Here is a 17,861-nt window from a genome sequence, read left to right as displayed (position 1 = left end):
GTTGATATAGTCAACAGTGAGCGCAAGATTATAATGGTGGGCAAGAAATCTGAGATGAAGGGCGAGCGAAAGTCGGCGAACGTTGCTGAAGCCGCGACCATACGCGACCTCATTTCCTATCGGGTGTCGCGGGCCGCAGGGCTGATGTCGCGCAGTGCCGCACTGCGATTCCGGCGTGAAAGCGATGTCAGCCTGGGCGAATGGCGAGCCATTGCGCTGCTTTCGGCAACTCCTGGCCTCAGCCTGATGCAGTTGGCGCGCGAATCGGGCCTAGACAAGGCGCAGATGAGCCGGGTGGTTTCGTCCCTGATAGAGCGCGGTCTCGTCACGCGCTGCCCTTCGCCAGCAGGGCGTCGCGCTGTCGAACTCAATTTGTCCGACGACGGACAGGCGCGCTATGCAGCGTTGATCGCAGCGGCCAGAGACCGCGATCAGGCGTTCCGGGCGGCCTTGTCGCCGCAAGAGCTTGAGTTGCTGCAATCGGCGCTGGATCGGCTAAGCCGGACTGCGAAGGACTTCATCGTCGCGGAGACAGATGGCGCACTTCCCGAAGACTGAACAGCGCCTCACCCAAAGCCGATCGCACTTAATTCCTGCGCCACATGGCGCAGCGCCGGCAGATAGCATGTCCGCAATTCGGTCATTGGTACGCGCGCCGCCTGCGTCCCGATATTGACGGCTGCTACGACGCCCCGGCGTCCTATCACCGGCACGGAGATCGATCGCAACCCCAGCTCCAGTTCCTGATCCACGATCGCATAGCCTTCTTCCGCCACGCTCGCCAACAGATCGAGCAACGCCGAAGGCTGGACGCAGGTGCGCTCCGTCCGGGCGATCAGGTCCGTGCGTCGCAGATAGGCTGCCTGGGCTGCCCTGTCCTGCGCCGCCAGCAATACCCTGCCCATAGACGTGCAATAGAGTGGCAGGCGACTGCCCGCCCGCAGCGCGATCGACATGATACGGGAGGTCTCGGCGCGCGCGACATAATAGACCTCATCCTCCTCGATGACGCCGAGGGAGCAGCTTTCGTGCAGCTGATCGCGCAAATGATCGAGCAGCGGCTGCGTCCTCACCGCCAGCGAACTGGACGAGAGATAGGCGTAGCCCAGCGCCAGCACCTTGGGCCGCAGAACATAATGCGTGCCGTCCTGCGCGGCATAGCCCAACCGGACCAGCGTATGCAGGCAGCGTTTGACCGCTGGCCTGCTAAGGCCGGTCATGCGGCTGGCCTGCGCGATCGTCATAGGCGCTTGCGCATCTGCGAAGCAGCGCAGCACTGCCAGCCCGCGCGCCAGCGAGGTCATGAATTCGGGATCGCCGTCCGCTTCCAGCATAATTCGCCTCATCAAATAAACGATAATCGGACAATATCACGTTTATCGGTTGACGCAAGATGAGCGGTGCGGAACGGGGACACAGGATTGAGTGAGCAGGAGAGTCGCATGATCGACAAGCAATGGGCCAGCGCACAGGAAGCAGTGGCTGACATTCACGACGGCGCATCGGTCATGATAGGCGGTTTTGGTACGGCGGGCATGCCCGATGAACTGATCGACGCTCTGATCGAACGCGGTGTCGGAGACCTTACCATCATCAACAACAATGCCGGTAATGGCGAGACGGGCGTTGCCGCTCTCATCAAGGCGCAGCGGGTCAGAAAGATCATCTGCTCATTCCCACGCCAGTCGGATTCGCATCATTTCGATGCCGCATTCCGTGCCGGGCAGATCGAACTGGAACTGGTGCCGCAGGGCAATCTGGCCGCGCGCATCCAGGCGGCGGGCGCCGGCCTTGGCGCCATCTTCACGCCGACCGGTTATGGCACGCTGCTCGCCGAGGGCAAGGAAACCCGCGAGATCGACGGCGTGCACCATGTACTGGAATATCCGATCCGCGCCGACTTCGCCCTCATCAAGGCGCATAAGGGCGATCGCTGGGGCAACCTCGTCTATCGCAAGACCGCCCGCAATTTCGGCCCGATCATGGCGATGGCGGCCAACACCACCATCGCACAGGTGAGCGAGGTGGTCGAACTGGGCCGCCTCGACCCCGAAGTCGTGGTGACGCCCGGCATCTTCGTCCAGCGCGTCGTGCAAATCGCACCCGCAACCAGCCACACCATCGCCGCCTGATCGGGAGAAATCTGCATGAACCGTCTCACCCGCGACCAGATGGCCGCCCGCGTCGCCCGTGACATTCCCGAGGGCGCCTATGTCAATCTGGGCATCGGCCTGCCCACTAAGGTCGCCAACTACCTGCCGCAGGAACGCGAGATATTCCTGCAAAGCGAGAACGGCTTGCTGGGGATGGGGCCGGCGCCTGCACCCGGCGAGGAAGATTGGGAACTGATCAATGCGGGCAAGCAGGCTGTCACGCTGCTGACCGGGGGCAGCTATTTCCACCATGCCGACAGTTTCGCGATGATGCGCGGCGGCCATATCGACATCTGCGTGCTGGGCGCGTTCCAGGTGTCGGTGCACGGCGACCTGTCCAACTGGCACACGGGCGAGGCGGGGGCGATCCCTGCCGTGGGCGGGGCGATGGATCTGGCGATTGGCGCCCGGCAGACCTTCGTCATGATGGAATTGCTGACAAAGCAGGGGGATAGCAAGCTGGTCGAAAACTGCACCTATCCGCTGACCGGCCTTCGCTGTGTGTCGCGAGTCTATACCGATCTTGCCGTTTTCGATGTCGGCCCGCGGGGTGCACAGGTGGTCGAAATGGTCGACGGCCTGTCGATCGAGGAACTGCACAGGCTTACCGGCGTGCCTCTCTTACTTGCGGCCGAAACCAAGCCTGCCTGACCAAGAACAAGGACGACAAATATGACCGAGGCCTTCATCTGCGACGCCATCCGCACGCCCATCGGCCGTTATGGCGGCATCCTCGCCAATATTCGCGCCGACGATCTGGGCGCGCTGCCCATGAAGGCGCTGCTCGCCCGCAATCCCGCTCTTGATCCGGCGGTCATTGAGGAGGTCTTCTATGGTTGCGCCAATCAGTCAGGTGAGGATAATCGCAATGTCGCGCGCATGAGCCTGCTGCTCGCCGGCCTGCCTGTGTCGGTGCCGGGCGTGACGATCAATCGCTTGTGCGCGTCGGGGCTTGAGGCGGTGGGAGCAGCGGCGCGCGCAATTCGCAGCGGCGAGATGGCGTTGGCGATCGCCGGCGGGGTCGAAAGCATGACTCGCGCACCGTTCGTGATGGGCAAGGCCGACACTGCGTTCGGTCGCAATCAGAAAATCGAGGATACGACGATGGGCTGGCGGTTCGTCAACCCGGCGCTCGACGTGCTTCACGGCACAGAAACCATGCCGCGTACTGGCGAAAATGTCGCGCAGGATCATCGGATCAGCCGCGGCGATCAGGACGCCTTTGCCCTGCGCAGCCAGCAACGTGCCGTTGCTGCCCAGCAGAGCGGGTTCCTGGCCAAGGAAATCGCGCCGGTTGCCGTGCCCGGTCGCAAGAAAGGCGAGGTAATTCTTGTCGATACCGATGAGCATCCGCGCGCCGACGCGACGATCGAGGCCTTGCAGAAACTCAAGCCGCTGTTCGGCCCGGACGGCAGCGTGACCGCCGGCAACGCATCGGGCATCAATGACGGCGCCGCCGCGATGATCATCGCAAGCGAGGCCGCAGCAAAGGCGCATGGCCTTACCCCCCGCGCGCGCATCCTGGGCATGGCGTCGGTCGGGGTGGAACCCCGCGTGATGGGCATCGGGCCGCTGCCGGCGACTCAGAAGCTGCTCGCGCGGCTTGGCCTTTCCATCGGCGACTTCGACGCGATCGAACTGAACGAGGCTTTCGCAAGCCAGGGCCTGGCCGTCATGCGCGGCCTTGGCCTTCCCGACGACGCGCCTCATGTGAATGCAAACGGCGGGGCAATCGCGCTCGGCCATCCCCTTGGCATGTCGGGCGCGCGGCTCGCGATGACGCTGGTGCATCAGCTGGAACAGACGGGCGGCCGGCGCGGTCTCGCCACCCTTTGCATAGGCGTGGGCATGGGTTTGGCACTGGCGGTAGAGCGGATCTGAAGACGTGAACAACTGGCTTCCGCAGGTGGTGCTTGCGCTCTATTGAAGGATATTCAGGCGCGCAATGACGGCGTCCGATGTCAACCGTGATGCTCCGGGTTCGACAGCCCTGCCGGACAAACCGCCACGTTGGGAATTCGCCAGACCATTCGGAATTCCAGTACGCGGCGCCATCAACCCGGCCGCCATGAGGGTGAGCTCATCGTCAACGGGCTGACGATGGCAAACGCTGATTTTGAAATCGCAAGGGATCCTTCCGCCTGAGCAACTACCAATACTGCCGCAAGGACATTGGCGAATTGATGGACAACATAGGCTTCAAATTTGCTGATCGGAGCGACCCTTCAGGTCTGGCGAACGGAAGGTTTGTCGCGGGCAGCCGTTTAATCATTGGTCAGTGAAAGACGCGGTTTGGCCGATTGCCGTCGGAAGCTCGTGGGACGAAGCCGCCGAAGCTGTAGAATGCGCTGAACGTTAGCTTCCAGCAAGACAGGTCGTTCGCGACGCCGACCGGCTGCGCTCAGGAGCCGCTCCGCAATGCTGCGATCAGCGCGACCAAAGCCGGCGGGCTTTGTCGCCGGCTCGGATGATAGAGGTAATAGCCAGGCAGCAGCGGACACCAATCCTCTAGTACCCGCACCAGCCTGCCGGCCCTGATGTCGTGTTCGGCATCATCATCGTAGAGATAGGCCATTCCCATACCGGCGATCGCGGATGCCCGCATCAGATCTGTATCGTTGAAAACCAACGATCCTCGGACCCGCACATCCAGCGGACGGCCATCCTCCTCGAACTCCCAGGCATAAAGACCGCCTGTCTTGACCAGACGGTATGCGATGCAATCATGGCGGCCGAGATCGTGGGGGCTTACGGGTGGCGGATTGGCTGCAAAGTAGGCGGGCGAGCCGACGACCGTACGGCGCCTGTCCGGTCCGATCCTAACGGCAATCATGTCCTTTTCAATGATGTTACCGAACCGAATGCCGGCATCGAAGCGGTTGGCAACGATATCGGTCAGATTGTCGTCGACGATCATCTCGACGGTGACGTTCGGATGGGAGGCCAGGAAGGCCGGCAGCACTGGCAGGATGACCGCGGTAATAGCATTCTTGGTCGCGGTGATGCGAAGCGGTCCGGACGCAGCGGCGCCGAACGCGCCAACCTGCGCCAGACCTGACGCAATGTCCTCCAGCGCCGGGCGTAGCGAGCGAAGCAGCATTTCGCCTGCCTCCGTTGTCGATACCGACCGGGTCGTGCGTGCCAGCAAGCGCACCTTCAGCCGCTCTTCGAGCCCTCGCATCGCATGGCTCAGAGCAGATTGCGACATGCCGAGCGTCGATGCGGCACGCGTGAAACTGCCTTCGCGCGCAACCACTTCGAACGCGGCAAGATCATTCAGTTCGGTACGTCGCATATATGCAAATCTCACATAAACCCAAGCGACCATAGGCGTCTACTCACATAGGTCCAGCAGCCTATCTTGATGGGCAAGATGCTCGCGCCCGGGCAATGATCATGGACGGACCTTTACGATGACCAATCCCTTGTTCGAACCGCTTGAATTGAGCGCAGGCCTGAACCTCAAAAATCGCATCGTCATGGCCCCCATGACGACATGGTCAGCGAACGACGACGCCACAATCTCGGACGAGGAAGACAGTTATTATCGAGCCCGCGTCGGCGGTGTCGGTCTCGTCATTACCGGCTGCAGCCATGTGACCCCGAACGGGATCGGCTTCACCGACGAGTTCGCATCCTACGACGATCATTTTCTGCCCAGTCTGACTCGTCTCGCCGATGCAGCCAAAAGCGGCGGCGCCCCGGCAATCCTTCAAATCTTCCACGCCGGCAACAAGGCGTTGCCCAGCCTCGTGCCGGATGGCGATGTCGTGAGCGCAAGTGCAGGATTGATCGAAGCCGGCGCCTTTGTGGAGGGGGGCGCACCAGTCCGTGCGCTTTCGTCTGTCGAGATCGCAGACATCATCACGGCTTTCGGTGATGCGACGCGCAGGGCGATACTGGCAGGCTTCGACGGGATCGAGCTGCATGGCGCCCATGGTTTCCTGATCCAGAACTTCCTGTCGCCTCGCACCGACCAGCGAACCGATGAGTGGGGCGGATCGCTGGAAAATCGTATGCGCTTCCCTCTCGCCGTCGTTGCCGAAGTACGCCGGGTTATCAGCGCCGAAGCGGGAAGAACGTTCGCGCTCGGCTATCGTATTTCTCCCGAAGAACCAGGCGACGGCGGTCTGCGCATCGATGAGAGCTTCATCCTCGTCGATCAGCTCATCGATGCGGGCGTCGACTATGTTCATGCCTCGCTCGCAAGCCTGCTGGAGGATCGGCCGCTCGAATATGCCGATGGCGTTACGATGGTGGAGCATCTCCTTGCACGCATCGCCGGTCGGATCCCGCTCATTGCAGCCGGGCAGGTACGGACGCCGGCACAGGCAGTGCAGGCTCGTACAATGGGCTTGCCGCTGGTTGCCGTCGGCCAAGCCCTCGTGATGCATCCCGATTGGGTGGATGCAGCCGAAGCGGAAGCCGATAGCTCGGTGACGACCACGCTCGACCTGTCCCGCGCGGCCGAGCTTGCGATTCCGGCCAAGCTCAAGGCCGTCATCGCGAACATGCCCGGATGGTTTGCGCTGTCCGATGAAGGGCCGCTTGCGCCGGCGGCATCCTGACCCTCGCCGAAGGACACACACACGGAGACACGATCATGGTCCACAATCAGACATCCGGGACACCTGCGTCGCGCGCCGACATCACGCTTTCCTTCGCTGAAACCGTGCGGGCGCGGCGATCCTTTCGGGCATTCAAGCCGGAGCCGGTCGCAGACGATCTCATGCGCGATCTTCTTCTGGATGCCCAGCAGGCCCCGTCCAACTGCAACACGCAGCCGTGGAACATGCACGTTGTCAGTGGCGCAAAGCGGGACGAGCTGGCGCGCGCGCTGCACGCGGCCAATGACGCCCGCCGCCTGACGCCCGATTTCACCTGGGATGAAGGCGGGTTTCGTGGGCGCTATGATGAGCGTCGGCGTGAACAGGGTGCGATCTACTATCGCAATCTCGGGGTGACGCGGGATGATCATGAGGCACGCGCCCGCGCGGCTTCGGTCAATTTCTCGTTCTTCGGCGCCCCGCATGTCGCCCTGTTGTTCATGCCTCTTGTTGGCGATGGTGTCCGTGTCGCGGGCGATCTGGGCATGTATGGCCAGACCTTCCTGCTCGCGCTCGCATCCCGCAGGCTGGGCGGCGTGCCGCAGACGGTGCTCGGCCTTTACGCCCAGACAGTTCGCGATGTGCTCGGCATCTCTAACGACCTCAAGCTCCTCTACGGCATTTCGTTCGGCCAGCCCGACGAGACCACACCCGCCAACAGGGTTCGAATGGGCCGGGATGCTCTGGGCCAGAGCGTCACCTTACACACCTGATCGCCGCACCCGAACGGCTTAACATCTGGCCCAGTGAACGAAATGGAATTGCCATGAGCCAGAATTTCGAACGCAGCGACGCACTCGCGACACACGGCGATGAACGAAGCGGGGATCGAGCCAGCGTGGAACGCCGCGGTTTTCTTGGCGCCGTTCTGATCGGTGCTGCCGTTCCCCTCGCGCCATCCTGGGCTGCCCCAACCAGCAGGCCCACCCCATCTCTCGCAACAGGACATCACCCCATGAATACACGTAAACTCGGCACGCTCGAAGTCTCGGAACTCGGGTCGGGCTGCATGAACATGAGCGGCAACTACAACCCGCCCGCAGATGTCCCGCAGTGCATTCGCACCATCCGCACTGCAGCCGAGAACGGCGTGACCTTCTTCGACACCGCCGAGGTCTATGATCCCTACATCAACGAGGAACTGGTCGGCCAGGCGCTGGGACCCATCCGGGATCAGGTGAAGATCGCGAGCAAGTTCGGTTTCGCGATCGACGGTACGATCGCGCTGAACAGCCGCCCCGAACATATCCGCACCGCGGTCGAGCAATCGCTGAAGCGCCTGCGGACTGATCGCATCGATCTCTATTACCAGCATCGCATCGATCCGGCCGTGCCGGTCGAAGAGGTCGCGGGCGCCATCAAGGATCTGATTGCCCAGGGCAAGGTGCTGCATTTCGGCCTCTCCGAAGCCAGCGCGGCATCGATCCGCCGCGCGCATGCCGTGCAACCGGTCAGTGCGGTTCAAAGCGAATATTCCCTGTGGACGCGCAACGTCGAACTGAACGGTGTGCTCGACACCTGCAAGGAACTGGGTATCGGCTTCGTGCCTTGGGCACCGGTGGGCGAAGGCTTCCTCACGGGAAAGTACGACACCACGACGCAGTATGTGGAAGCCGATTTCCGTGGCGGTTTCCCGCGCTTCTCGAAGCAGTTCATGGCGCTGAACATGCCGATCATCGAGTGGCTCAAGAGCTATGCGCAGACGAAGGGCGCGACGCCTTCGCAGATCGCGCTCGCCTGGCTGCTTGCGAAGGGACCCAACATTGTTCCTATCCCTGGCACCCGCAAGGAGGCGCACCTCCTCGAAAATCTGGGTGCGGCGAAGCTAAACCTGACCGACGCTGATGTGCAGGCCATCGACACCTCGCTCTCCAAATTCCCCGTTTACGGCGACCGGATGGGCGAGGCTCATATGAGTCAGATCGACTACACCGTCTGATCAACTGCGGCACAGACTAGCGCGCTCGGCACCCATCCGAATAGGAGCGAAATCGTGAACCCAACCTACGACTTTACAGGCAAGGTCGCCCTTGTCACCGGTGCCAGCGCGGGCATCGGCCTCGCCGCCGCCAAAGGGTTCGCCGAAGCTGGCGCGGCGGTCGTCCTCGCCGACATTGACGGCGATGCCGTCGCCGTAGCCGCGGATAAGATGACGGTTGCTGGGCATGAGGCGATAGGGGTCACCTGCGATGTCTCCGACGATGCCCAGGTCGCGGCCCTGGTCGCGCGCGCGGTCGCGACCTACGGTCGGCTCGACATGGCGTTCAACAACGCCGGCATCGCTGGCCCCTCCGGCACGTTCATTGACGAAACGCCCCACGCGTTCGACGCCGTCAACGCGGTGAACCTACGCGGGGTCTGGTCGTGCATGCGGCACGAGATCACACAGATGGAGAAGCAGGGGGGCGGCGCGATCGTGAATTGCTCGTCGCTGGGGGGCCTTGTCGGGCAGGCAGGACGAGCGGCCTATCACGGCACCAAACATGGTGTCCTTGGCCTGACGAAGAGCGTCGGGGTGGAATATGCCTCCAAAGGCATTCAGGTGAACGCAGTTTGCCCAGGCGTTGTCGACACCCCCATGCTGGGATCTCTCAAAGAAACGTCACCTGAAGCGATTGAGCAGGTCCTCCACGACCAACCGATCGGCCGCCTTGGTCGACCTGAGGAAATCGCCGCTGCGGTGCTGTGGCTATGCAGTCCTGCTGCCAGTTTCGTTGCCGGCGCTGCGTTGCCAGTTGATGGAGGATTTGTTGCTCACTGAGGCCGTGTCATCACCCGGACGGCAGGTTCTGGTCAAACCTGCAGCTCAACCGCAAATCGGGAACGTCTTAAGCCGGTCGGCTGCTGCCGGGTGCGGGTTACAGTGTCGTGAGACTTTGCCGCCGTTGAGACGGGTTAGGTCAAATGGCATCTTTCAGAATAAGCGGTCATTCTAAGTTTAGGTGGCGGGCAATCCCGGGGCCATCAGCCGAGAGCGCGCGAGGCAAGATCGGCTACGGCGTCCCGCTTCGCCTGTGCGGCCTTCCGCTCGGAGTAGCGATCAACGAGCTGGTCGGCGTGCTGGCGAGTCAGGATTGTGAACCGCACAAGTTCCTCCATCACGTCGACGATCCGGTCATAGTAGCTTGACGGGCGCATGCGGCCGGCCTCGTCGAACTCCTTGAACGCCATTGCCACGCTCGACTGGTTGGGGATGGTGATCATGCGCATCCAGCGGCCGAGCAGGCGCAAGGTGTTCACCGCGTTGAACGACTGCGAGCCGCCCGACACCTGCATGACCGCGAGAGTGCGGCCCTGGGTCGGGCGCATGCCGCCGAACTCCAGCGGCAGATGGTCGATCTGTGCCTTCATGATGCCGGTGATCTGACCGTGTCGCTCGGGGCTGCACCAGACCATGCCTTCGGACCACAGCGCATGCTGCCGCAGCTCATGGACCGCGGGATGATCATCGCCCATCACCTGATCGGGCAGCGGCAGGTCGCTTGGATCAAATATCCGCACCTCGGCGCCGAACAGGATCAGCAGCCGAGCCGCTTCTTCGGCCGCGAGCCGGCTGAACGAGCGTTCGCGCAGCGACCCGTAGAGCAGCAGGATGCGAGGCGGCGTCTCATCGTCGCCCATGCCGGCACCGGGCCGGGTGATCGCAATGCTCCGATCGAGCGCGGGCAAATGTTCGGGGTCGGCCAAGTCACGTAGGTGCGTCATCCAACATCCTTGACGAGATAGGTCGCGCGCGGACCGCACAGCGACATGAACTGCGCGGTTGCGGCGATGGACGCCGGCGCCCCGTCACGATCGGCATCGACGTAACCGAGCCTGCGAAAGAACTCTCCGGCGCCGCTGGTCAGGAGGTGCAGCCGCTCGACCGCGCGATCGGCGACGCCTCAAGGCGCTGGACCAGCATGCGGCCATATCCTTTGCCGCGTCGGGTTGGCAGCACGACCAGCGAGCGGAGCAACCGGTCAGCGCCCTTGCCTTCCAGGCCGATGAATCCGATCACCCCCTCATCGTCGGAGAGGCTGAAGAACATCTGGTCGGGACCGTCGAGATCGTCGGTTGGGAGCTGCGCGGCGCCAAGCGCGAGCCGCAGGACATCATCAGCGTGCCGAGCTTCCGAGAAATAGATCTGGGTCATGCCGTCGCTCTCGCTTCGTACCAGGGCCGCGTCCGCTTTACGATAGAGACCACAGACAGCATCACCGGCACCTCGACCAGCACGCCGACGACGGTCGCAAGCGCCGCCCCCGAGTTGAGCCCGAAAAGGCTGATCGCGGCGGCGACCGCCAGCTCGAAGAAGTTGGAGGCGCCGATCAGCGCAGCGGGCGCCGCCACGCACCACGCCACCCCGAACCGGCGGCTCAGCCAGTAGGCGAGCCCCGCGTTGAAATAGACCTGGATCAGGATCGGCACCGCGATAAGTGCGATGACAAGCGGATGGGCGATGATGGCCTCGCCCTGAAACCCGAACAGCAGAATCAGCGTAGTGAGCAGCGCCAGCAGCGAAACTGGCCCGAGTCCTGCCAACAGCCGGTCCAGTGCAGCCGGACCGCCGGATCCGATCACGGCGCTGCGGATCATCTGTGCGGCGATCACCGGCACGACGATGTAGAGCATGACCGAGATCAGCAGCGTGTCCCACGGCACGGTGATCGAGGCGACGCCGAGCAGCAGGCCAACCAGTGGTGCGAACGCGAACACCATGATCACGTCGTTCAATGCGACTTGGCTCAGCGTGTATGTCGGCTCGCCCTCGCAGAGGTTGGACCAGACGAACACCATCGCCGTGCAGGGCGCGGCAGCCAGCAGGATCAGGCCGGCGATATAGGAGCTGACTTCGCCGGCCGGCAGCAGAGGCCGAAACAGCCAACCCAGGAACAGCGTGCCGAGCAGCGCCATCGAGAAAGGCTTAACCGCCCAGTTGATGAACAGGGTGACGCCGACGCCCTTCCAGTGCTGGCGTACCGAACCCAGCGCGCGGAGGTCGATCTTGAGAAGCATGGGGATGATCATCAGCCAGATGAGCACCGCCACCACGAGGTTTACGCGCGCCACCTCGGCCGAGGCAATGGCTGCGAACAGGCCCGGCAAAGCATAGCCGAGCGCAATCCCGACCACGATGCACAGCGCCACCCACACGCTCAGGTAGCGCTCGAATGTGCTGATCATCGGCTTGGCCGGAGCGGCGGCGGTCATCCGCCAATCCTGTTGCCCGTGTCGTCGATGACCTTCTCGCCACCTTCCTTGGTGAAAGCACCGCGCTGCCGGGCCGGCAGCAGGTCCAGCACCTCTTCCGACGGACGGCACAGCTTCACGCCGAGCGGCGAGACGACGATCGGCCTATTGATGAGGATCGGATGCTCGATCATCGCGTCGATGAGCTGGTCATCGCTCAGCGCCACGTCGCCGATGCCAAGCTCGGCATAGGGCGTGCCCTTCTCGCGCAGCAGCGCACGGGGCGTGATGCCCATACGAGCGATCAGCGAGACCAGACGCGAGCGGTTGGGCGGGGTCTTAAGATACTCGATGACGTGCGGCTCGATGCCGGCGTTTTGGATCATCGCCAGCGTATTGCGCGACGTCCCGCACTCGGGGTTGTGGTAGATGATGATATCGACGGTCATGGCAGCCTTCAGCAGCAGGGGTTAAGCTCGGCGATCAGCGGCGCGCAAAGCTCCGCCTTGCCGCCACAGCAGTCCTTCACGAGGAACAGTGTAAGTGCCTTCAACTGGTCGAGATCGGCGCGGTAGTTGATGATGCGACTGCGCCGCTCCGACCGGATCAGTCCGGCACGCGCTAGGGTTGCGAGATGCACCGACATGGTGTTCTGAGGAACGTCGAGCGCCTTGGCGACCTCGCCGGCGGCCAAACCGTCAGGCTCATGCCGGACCAGCAGGCGGAATGCATCGAGGCGCGTGCCTTGGGCGAGCGCACCAAGGGTCGAAATGGCTGAGTCATTGTCCATATATCCGAGATAATGGATATATGGATTTAATCAAGAAGCGTCTGACTTTGTTACAAGCCGATCTTGGCCACCGCGTCACGAAAGACCGTGTCTGGTCGGGAAGGATCGGAACGGTCGACGAATGAGAGCCTATTTGGGGCGATTCCTGAAGCGCAGTGATTCCACCAGCAGGGAAAAGGCAGGTGGCAACTGGCGTCGGTCAGGATAATAAAGATGGTATCCTGAAAATGGCGGGCACCAGTCCTCCAAAACCTGCTCAAGCCGCCCCGATTGGAGCAATGTCGCGGCCTGATCCTCCATCACGCAGGCCAATCCGATGCCCTCGGCGGCGGCTGAGAGGATCATCGGAATATCATTTAGGATGAGCGGGCCTTCCACCCTGACGTTGAGATCGCGTCCTTCCTGCCCGAATTCCCAGGTATAGAGCCCGCCTTTCGTCTGCATCCGGATGTTGATGCACGCATGCGCCGTAAGATCATGCGGTGTTTTCGGGCGTCCGTGCGTGGCGAAATAGGATGGTGCGCCGACCACGGCCATGCGCAGTTCCGGGCCGATGCGCACAGCGATCATGTCTTTCGCGATCTGCTCGCCCAGTCGGACTCCCGCATCGAAACGATCGGCGATGATATCAGTCAGGTGGCTGTCGACCGAAATCTCGACAGCGACATCAGGATAGTCGCGCAGAAGTCGCCCCACTGCGGGCCAGAGGATGGTCTCGGCAGCATGTCGGCTTGAGGTGATGCGGACAGTGCCGGCCGGCCGCTCTCGGAGCGCGCTGAGGGCTGAAAGCCGGGCGTCGATGTCGTCAAATGCCGGGCGAAGTGTCGCGACGAGTTGTTCACCAGCCTCTGTCGGCGCGACGTTTCGGGTGTTGCGAGTAAGGAGCTTCACGCCCATGCCGGCCTCCAGTCGCCGCACGATCTGGCTGATCGCCGACTGTGATGTCCCGAGCTTAGACGCCGCACGAGTGAAGCTGCGCGCCTCCGCTACCGCAAGGAAAACGGCTAAATCGCTCAATTCCTCGCGCTTCATTGATAAGCCTCAGATATAAGGACATGCAGAACTTAGTGGCTAATAGATCAAACGAGGCAGGTCTATATCGTTCTTCGACACACTGGCTCGGCGACGCGCGAGCCCGTTCGGAGATAGAGCCATGAGCAAAGATGTGATTGTCGTTATCGGCGCAGGCGGCATCGGGCAGGCCATCGCGCGCCGGCAAGGATTCGGCAGAGCTGTCCTGCTCGCCGACTGGAACGAGGAAACGCTCGCACGCGCCGCGACCGAATTGCATGCGGCCAGCTATGACGTGACCACGCAGCAGGTCGATGTATCTGCTCGCGCGTCGGTCCAGGCGCTTGCGCAGGCCGCAGCGGCGATGGGCCCGGTCATGCAGGTCATCAACACCGCCGGTCTTTCTCCTAATATGGCGCCAGTCGAAAAGGTTCTGGAAGTCGACCTCTACGGGTCTGCCGTCGTGTTCGAGGAATTTGGCAAGGTCATCGCCAGCGGCGGTGCGGGCCTCATCGTCTCCAGCATGGCGGGACACATGATGCGCCAGCTTCCCGAGGACGATGAAAAGCAGCTGGCTCATCTACCAGCCGATGAACTCCTCGCGCTTCCCTGCCTGCAATCAGATTCGATCCCCAACACGCTGGTCGCCTACATGGTCGCCAAGCGCGCCAACATCCTGCGGGTCCAGGCCGAGGCGATGAACTGGGGCGCACGCGGTGCCCGCGTAAATGCCATCAGCCCAGGCGTTATCATGACGCCGCTCGCGGCCCATGAGTTGAATTCCGAAATCGGTGACATCTATCGGGCCATGGTCGACGCCTCGCCATCGAGGCGGATGGCCCCGCCGGAGGAGATCGCAGCTGCCGCCAGCTTCCTCCTCGGTCCCGATGCCGGCTTCATCACGGGAAGCGACCTGTTGATCGATGGCGGAGTCATCGCGGCGATGCGCGCCGGCAAGTTGCCGACGCCCGGCTGATCAAGCACCGTCGCCTAATTATCAAAGGACTCTCTTCATGAAACAACGCAACCTTGGAAGCCTCGCCGTCAGCGAGATCGGTTTCGGCACGATGAGCTTCGCCTCCACCTATGGCGCATCTCCGGCCCACGCCGAAGCGATCCGCGTCATTCGCGGCGCCTATGAGCTGGGCGTGACCTTTTTCGACACCGCCGAAGCCTATGGTCCCTGGACTAATGAGGAACTGATCGGCGAGGCACTCCGCCCGATCCGCGACAAGGTGGTGATCGCCACCAAATTCGGATTCGACATCGATCCGGCGACCTCCGAGAACCGCGGCGTATCAAGCCGTCCTGAGAATATTCGCGGCCATGTCGAGCGCTCGCTCAAGCGGCTCGGCATCGAGACGGTCGATCTGATCTACCAGCACCGTGTCGATCCGACCGTTCCGATCGAGGATGTCGCTGGCGTCGTGCGCGACCTGATCACCGAAGGCAAGGCGAAGGCTTTCGGCCTTTCCGAGCCGGGCGCGCGGACGCTGAGGCGCGCCCACGCGGTGCAGCCGGTCAGCGCCGTTCAGAACGAATATTCGCTGTGGTGGCGCGCGCCGGAGACCAACGGCATTTTGGATGCCTGCGACGAACTCGGCATCGGCTTCGTGCCCTACAGCCCGCTCGGCAAGGGCTTCCTGACCGGGGCGATGAGCGCGGGCATTAAGCTGGAGAAGGACGACTTCCGCGCCGGCATCCCGCGCTTCCAGCCCGAAGCCCTCGCCAAGAACGAATCGTTCGTCGACCTGCTCAAGCGCATCGCGGCCGAGAAGGATGCCACGCCGGCGCAGATCGCACTTGCCTGGCTGCTAGACCAGCGAGACTATATCGTGCCTATCCCCGGCACGACCAAGCTGCACCGGCTGGAAGAAAATCTGGGCGCGGCTGAGCTTGAACTAACCAAGGCGGATCGCGACCAAATCGACACGGCCCTCGCCGATATCGAAGTGGAAGGCGAGCGCTACGCGCCGGCTGCCAATGCCATGGCCGGCATCGACGCCCCCGAGAAGGAGTAAGGATATGAGCGAAGTCGTCGTCGTTGTCGGATCAGGCTCGATCGGTCAGGCCATCGCCCGGCGGGTCAGCGCGGGCAAGATCGTGCTGCTGGCCGACCTCCGCCTCGAAAATGCCGAGGTTGCCGCAAAAGTGCTGCGCGATGCGGGCTATGACGCCCGCATCGCCAGCGTCGACATATCGTCGCCCGAGTCGGTCGCAGCGCTGGTCGCAACCGCCACCACCCTCGGCGATGTGGCTGGCCTGATCCAAGCGGCAGGCGTGTCACCGTCGCAGGCGCCTATCGAGGCTGTCCTGAAGGTCGATCTCTACGGCACGGCCCTGCTGCTCGAAGAGTTTGGCAAGGTTATCGCCAGGGGCGGCGCCGGTGTCGTCATCTCGTCGCAGTCGGGACATCGGATGGGTCCGCTGACGGTCGAGCAGAACCGGCAACTCGCCACCACGCCTGTCGATGAATTGCTCGACCTAGCGTTCCTGAAGCCCGGCGAGGTCCACGATACTCTCCACGCCTACCAGCTGTCCAAGCGCGGAAACGGCTTGCGCGTGCAGGCGGAGGCGGTGCGCTGGGGCCGCCGCGGCGCACGCATCAACGCGATCAGCCCAGGCATCGTGATTACGCCGCTCGCGAATGACGAGTTGCAAGGCCCGCGCGGCGATGGCTACCGCAAGATGATCGAAAGCTCGGTTGCCGGCCGTGCGGCGACGCCAGATGAAATTGCTAATGTCGCGGCCCTGCTCATGGGTGCCGATGGCGCATACATCACGGGCAGCGATTTCCTCGTTGATGGAGGGACCACAGCCGTGCATTGGTTCGGCCAGCCCGGTTGAAAGCCGGCTAGCGCTGGTGGCACAAGCCGATGGGGACGCCCTTGCAGGAATAACCACCGAGATTTATATAGTGCACGATGGAATCGCCAACTAGAGATTTTGCTACGACAAAGCGTGCGGTGGCAAAGGAGCTTTCCTTCGCGCTGTACAGTGCCGCCAATCGCATGGTGCGCCTGCACAAACCGTTCCTGGAACCGCTGGGGCTTACCTTTCCGCAGTATCTGGTGATGCTGGAGCTGCTTGAGGACACGCCGCAATCGGTGGGGGAGCTTGGCGCGAAGCTGGGCATGGATACCGGCACGATCACCCCGCTGCTCAAACGGATGGAAGCCGCCGAACTTGTGACGCGGCGCCGCGACGCGAGCGACGAGCGGCGTGTGCTGGTGGACCTCACCGTCAAGGGCCGCGCCTTGCAGCAGGAAGCCTGGCGGGTGAGCGGACAGATCAAATCCGCCTGCGCCCTGACCGATGCCGGACTAGCCGACCTGCGCGACACGCTCGAAGGTTTTGCGCGGCCACCAACGGAATGACGATACGCCCGTCGCCCCCTCCCGGTGAGTATTCCTCACCCTTCACGAAAGTCCCTGTGTCATGAAAATCGGAATTCTCGGCGTCGGCTTCATCGGCGAAACTCTGGTGCGCAAACTCAGCGCGGCCGGCCATGACGTGCGGGTCGCCAATTCGCGCGGTCCCGATACGCTGCGCGATCTGGCGCAGGAAACCGGGGCCACGGCAGTGACCAGCAGCGAAGCGCTGCAGGATGTTGATGCCATCATCCTGTCCATTCCGCTCGCCAAGATGCCGCCACTCAAGGACCTGCTGGCCAGCGTTCCTGCGGAGGTCGCGGTCATCGACACATCCAATTACTATCCGCTGCGCGACGGCCATATCGCGGCGATCGACGAGGGCCAGCTGGAAAGCGAATGGGTTGCCGAACAGATCGGCCGCCCGGTGACGCGCGCCTGGAACGCCGTGCTGGCCGGAACCCTGCGCAAGGATGGGAAGGCGAAGGGCGAGGCCGGACGCACCGCCATCCCGGTAGCCGGCGACGATGCGGCCGCCAAGGCGATCGCGATGGAGCTGGTCGAGGCGACCGGTTTCGACGCGGTCGATGCGGGCGGCATCGCCGAATCCTGGCGCATTCAGACGGGTAGCCCGGCCTATTGCACCGCCCTGACGGTCGACCAGCTACGCGAGGCGCTGACGCTGGCGGACCGCGACCTCGGCCCGGCGCGCCGTGACGCGGGCATGGCCGTCGTCCTCACCTTCGGCGCGAAGTAC

At 62.9% G+C, this 17,861-nt stretch carries 21 protein-coding genes and 1 pseudogene; 14 read left to right on the top strand and 8 right to left on the bottom strand.

Annotated elements, in window-relative coordinates:
• The first annotated feature begins 54 nt into the window (after positions 1–54).
• The gene (locus tag AC07UX_RS17010) at positions 55–558 is read left to right on the top strand and encodes a MarR family winged helix-turn-helix transcriptional regulator (RefSeq protein ID WP_495193160.1); all 504 of its coding nucleotides are present in this window, start codon (positions 55–57) and stop codon (positions 556–558) included.
• 8 nt (positions 559–566) lie between these two features.
• Here AC07UX_RS17010 and AC07UX_RS17005 read toward each other — a convergent pair whose 3' ends face one another.
• Positions 567–1,346, bottom strand: coding sequence for an IclR family transcriptional regulator domain-containing protein (locus AC07UX_RS17005; protein WP_495193159.1), 780 nt, complete (start codon positions 1,344–1,346; stop codon positions 567–569).
• A gap of 96 nt (positions 1,347–1,442) precedes the next feature.
• On the opposite strand from AC07UX_RS17005, the gene AC07UX_RS17000 reads away from it, so the two are divergent.
• From AC07UX_RS17000 to AC07UX_RS16985, 4 genes and pseudogenes are all read left to right on the top strand, one after another.
• The gene (locus tag AC07UX_RS17000; RefSeq protein ID WP_495193158.1) at positions 1,443–2,132 is read left to right on the top strand and encodes a 3-oxoacid CoA-transferase subunit A; all 690 of its coding nucleotides are present in this window, start codon (positions 1,443–1,445) and stop codon (positions 2,130–2,132) included.
• A gap of 15 nt (positions 2,133–2,147) precedes the next feature.
• Positions 2,148–2,804, top strand: coding sequence for a 3-oxoacid CoA-transferase subunit B (locus tag AC07UX_RS16995; protein WP_495193157.1), 657 nt, complete (start codon positions 2,148–2,150; stop codon positions 2,802–2,804).
• A gap of 21 nt (positions 2,805–2,825) precedes the next feature.
• A complete protein-coding gene (gene pcaF, locus AC07UX_RS16990; protein ID WP_495193156.1) occupies positions 2,826–4,034 on the top strand; it encodes a 3-oxoadipyl-CoA thiolase in 1,209 nt (402 codons plus the stop codon).
• Positions 4,035–4,148: 114 nt separating this feature from the next.
• Positions 4,149–4,298: pseudogene (locus AC07UX_RS16985) on the top strand (YhaZ family DNA alkylation repair protein); the annotation flags it as partial.
• Positions 4,299–4,554: 256 nt separating this feature from the next.
• Here AC07UX_RS16985 and AC07UX_RS16980 read toward each other — a convergent pair.
• Positions 4,555–5,448, bottom strand: a complete 894-nt coding sequence (locus AC07UX_RS16980; RefSeq protein ID WP_495193155.1) for a LysR family transcriptional regulator — start codon at positions 5,446–5,448, stop codon at positions 4,555–4,557.
• A gap of 118 nt (positions 5,449–5,566) precedes the next feature.
• Between AC07UX_RS16980 and AC07UX_RS16975 the strand changes: the two genes are divergently transcribed.
• The 4 genes from AC07UX_RS16975 (at position 5,567) to AC07UX_RS16960 (ending at position 9,521) form a co-directional block, all read left to right on the top strand.
• Positions 5,567–6,721 carry an NADH-dependent flavin oxidoreductase gene (locus AC07UX_RS16975; RefSeq protein ID WP_495193154.1) on the top strand — a complete coding sequence of 385 codons (1,155 nt, stop codon included), beginning with the start codon at positions 5,567–5,569 and terminating at the stop codon, positions 6,719–6,721.
• Positions 6,722–6,756: 35 nt separating this feature from the next.
• On the top strand, positions 6,757–7,473 hold the full coding sequence (locus AC07UX_RS16970; RefSeq protein WP_495193153.1) for a nitroreductase: 717 nt from the start codon (positions 6,757–6,759) through the stop codon (positions 7,471–7,473).
• 242 nt (positions 7,474–7,715) lie between these two features.
• Positions 7,716–8,699, top strand: coding sequence for an aldo/keto reductase (locus AC07UX_RS16965; RefSeq protein WP_495193258.1), 984 nt, complete (start codon positions 7,716–7,718; stop codon positions 8,697–8,699).
• A 54-nt stretch (positions 8,700–8,753) separates the two neighbouring features.
• A complete protein-coding gene (locus AC07UX_RS16960; protein WP_495193152.1) occupies positions 8,754–9,521 on the top strand; it encodes a glucose 1-dehydrogenase in 768 nt (255 codons plus the stop codon).
• A gap of 203 nt (positions 9,522–9,724) precedes the next feature.
• On the opposite strand, the gene arsH is transcribed toward AC07UX_RS16960, so the two are convergent.
• From arsH to AC07UX_RS16930, 6 genes are all read right to left on the bottom strand, one after another.
• Positions 9,725–10,465 (bottom strand): arsenical resistance protein ArsH, encoded by a 741-nt coding sequence (arsH, locus tag AC07UX_RS16955; protein WP_495193151.1) that lies wholly within the window; start codon positions 10,463–10,465, stop codon positions 9,725–9,727.
• Positions 10,466–10,604: 139 nt separating this feature from the next.
• Positions 10,605–10,895: a GNAT family N-acetyltransferase gene (locus AC07UX_RS16950; protein ID WP_495193150.1), complete on the bottom strand. Its 291-nt coding sequence runs from the start codon at positions 10,893–10,895 to the stop codon at positions 10,605–10,607.
• Positions 10,892–11,953 carry an ACR3 family arsenite efflux transporter gene (arsB, locus tag AC07UX_RS16945; RefSeq protein WP_495193149.1) on the bottom strand — a complete coding sequence of 354 codons (1,062 nt, stop codon included), beginning with the start codon at positions 11,951–11,953 and terminating at the stop codon, positions 10,892–10,894. Before arsB ends, AC07UX_RS16950 begins: the two co-directional genes overlap by 4 nt.
• Complete coding sequence (arsC, locus tag AC07UX_RS16940; protein ID WP_495193148.1) at positions 11,950–12,381, bottom strand: arsenate reductase (glutaredoxin); 432 nt, start codon at positions 12,379–12,381, stop codon at positions 11,950–11,952. The genes arsB and arsC overlap by 4 nt, the downstream gene beginning before the upstream one ends.
• Positions 12,382–12,389: 8 nt before the next feature.
• A complete protein-coding gene (locus tag AC07UX_RS16935; protein ID WP_495193147.1) occupies positions 12,390–12,722 on the bottom strand; it encodes an ArsR/SmtB family transcription factor in 333 nt (110 codons plus the stop codon).
• A 129-nt stretch (positions 12,723–12,851) separates the two neighbouring features.
• Positions 12,852–13,754: a LysR family transcriptional regulator gene (locus AC07UX_RS16930; protein WP_495193146.1), complete on the bottom strand. Its 903-nt coding sequence runs from the start codon at positions 13,752–13,754 to the stop codon at positions 12,852–12,854.
• 121 nt (positions 13,755–13,875) lie between these two features.
• Between AC07UX_RS16930 and AC07UX_RS16925 the strand changes: the two genes are divergently transcribed.
• The 5 genes from AC07UX_RS16925 to AC07UX_RS16905 all read left to right on the top strand — a co-directional run.
• Positions 13,876–14,709, top strand: a complete 834-nt coding sequence (locus tag AC07UX_RS16925) for an SDR family oxidoreductase (protein WP_495193145.1) — start codon at positions 13,876–13,878, stop codon at positions 14,707–14,709.
• 37 nt (positions 14,710–14,746) lie between these two features.
• Complete coding sequence (locus AC07UX_RS16920) at positions 14,747–15,754, top strand: aldo/keto reductase (RefSeq protein ID WP_495193144.1); 1,008 nt, start codon at positions 14,747–14,749, stop codon at positions 15,752–15,754.
• Between the two features lie 4 nt (positions 15,755–15,758).
• A complete protein-coding gene (locus AC07UX_RS16915) occupies positions 15,759–16,580 on the top strand; it encodes an SDR family oxidoreductase (RefSeq protein WP_495193143.1) in 822 nt (273 codons plus the stop codon).
• Between the two features lie 77 nt (positions 16,581–16,657).
• Positions 16,658–17,110 (top strand): MarR family winged helix-turn-helix transcriptional regulator, encoded by a 453-nt coding sequence (locus tag AC07UX_RS16910; RefSeq protein ID WP_495193142.1) that lies wholly within the window; start codon positions 16,658–16,660, stop codon positions 17,108–17,110.
• Positions 17,111–17,171: 61 nt separating this feature from the next.
• Positions 17,172–17,861: NADPH-dependent F420 reductase (locus AC07UX_RS16905; RefSeq protein WP_495193141.1), on the top strand; the 690-nt coding region annotated here is incomplete at its 3' end.

This window comes from Sphingobium sp. GW821-FHT02B05 (genome assembly GCF_059421905.1).
The sequence above is the reverse complement of the archived record's forward strand: the minus strand, read 5'-3'. Positions and strand labels throughout refer to the sequence as shown.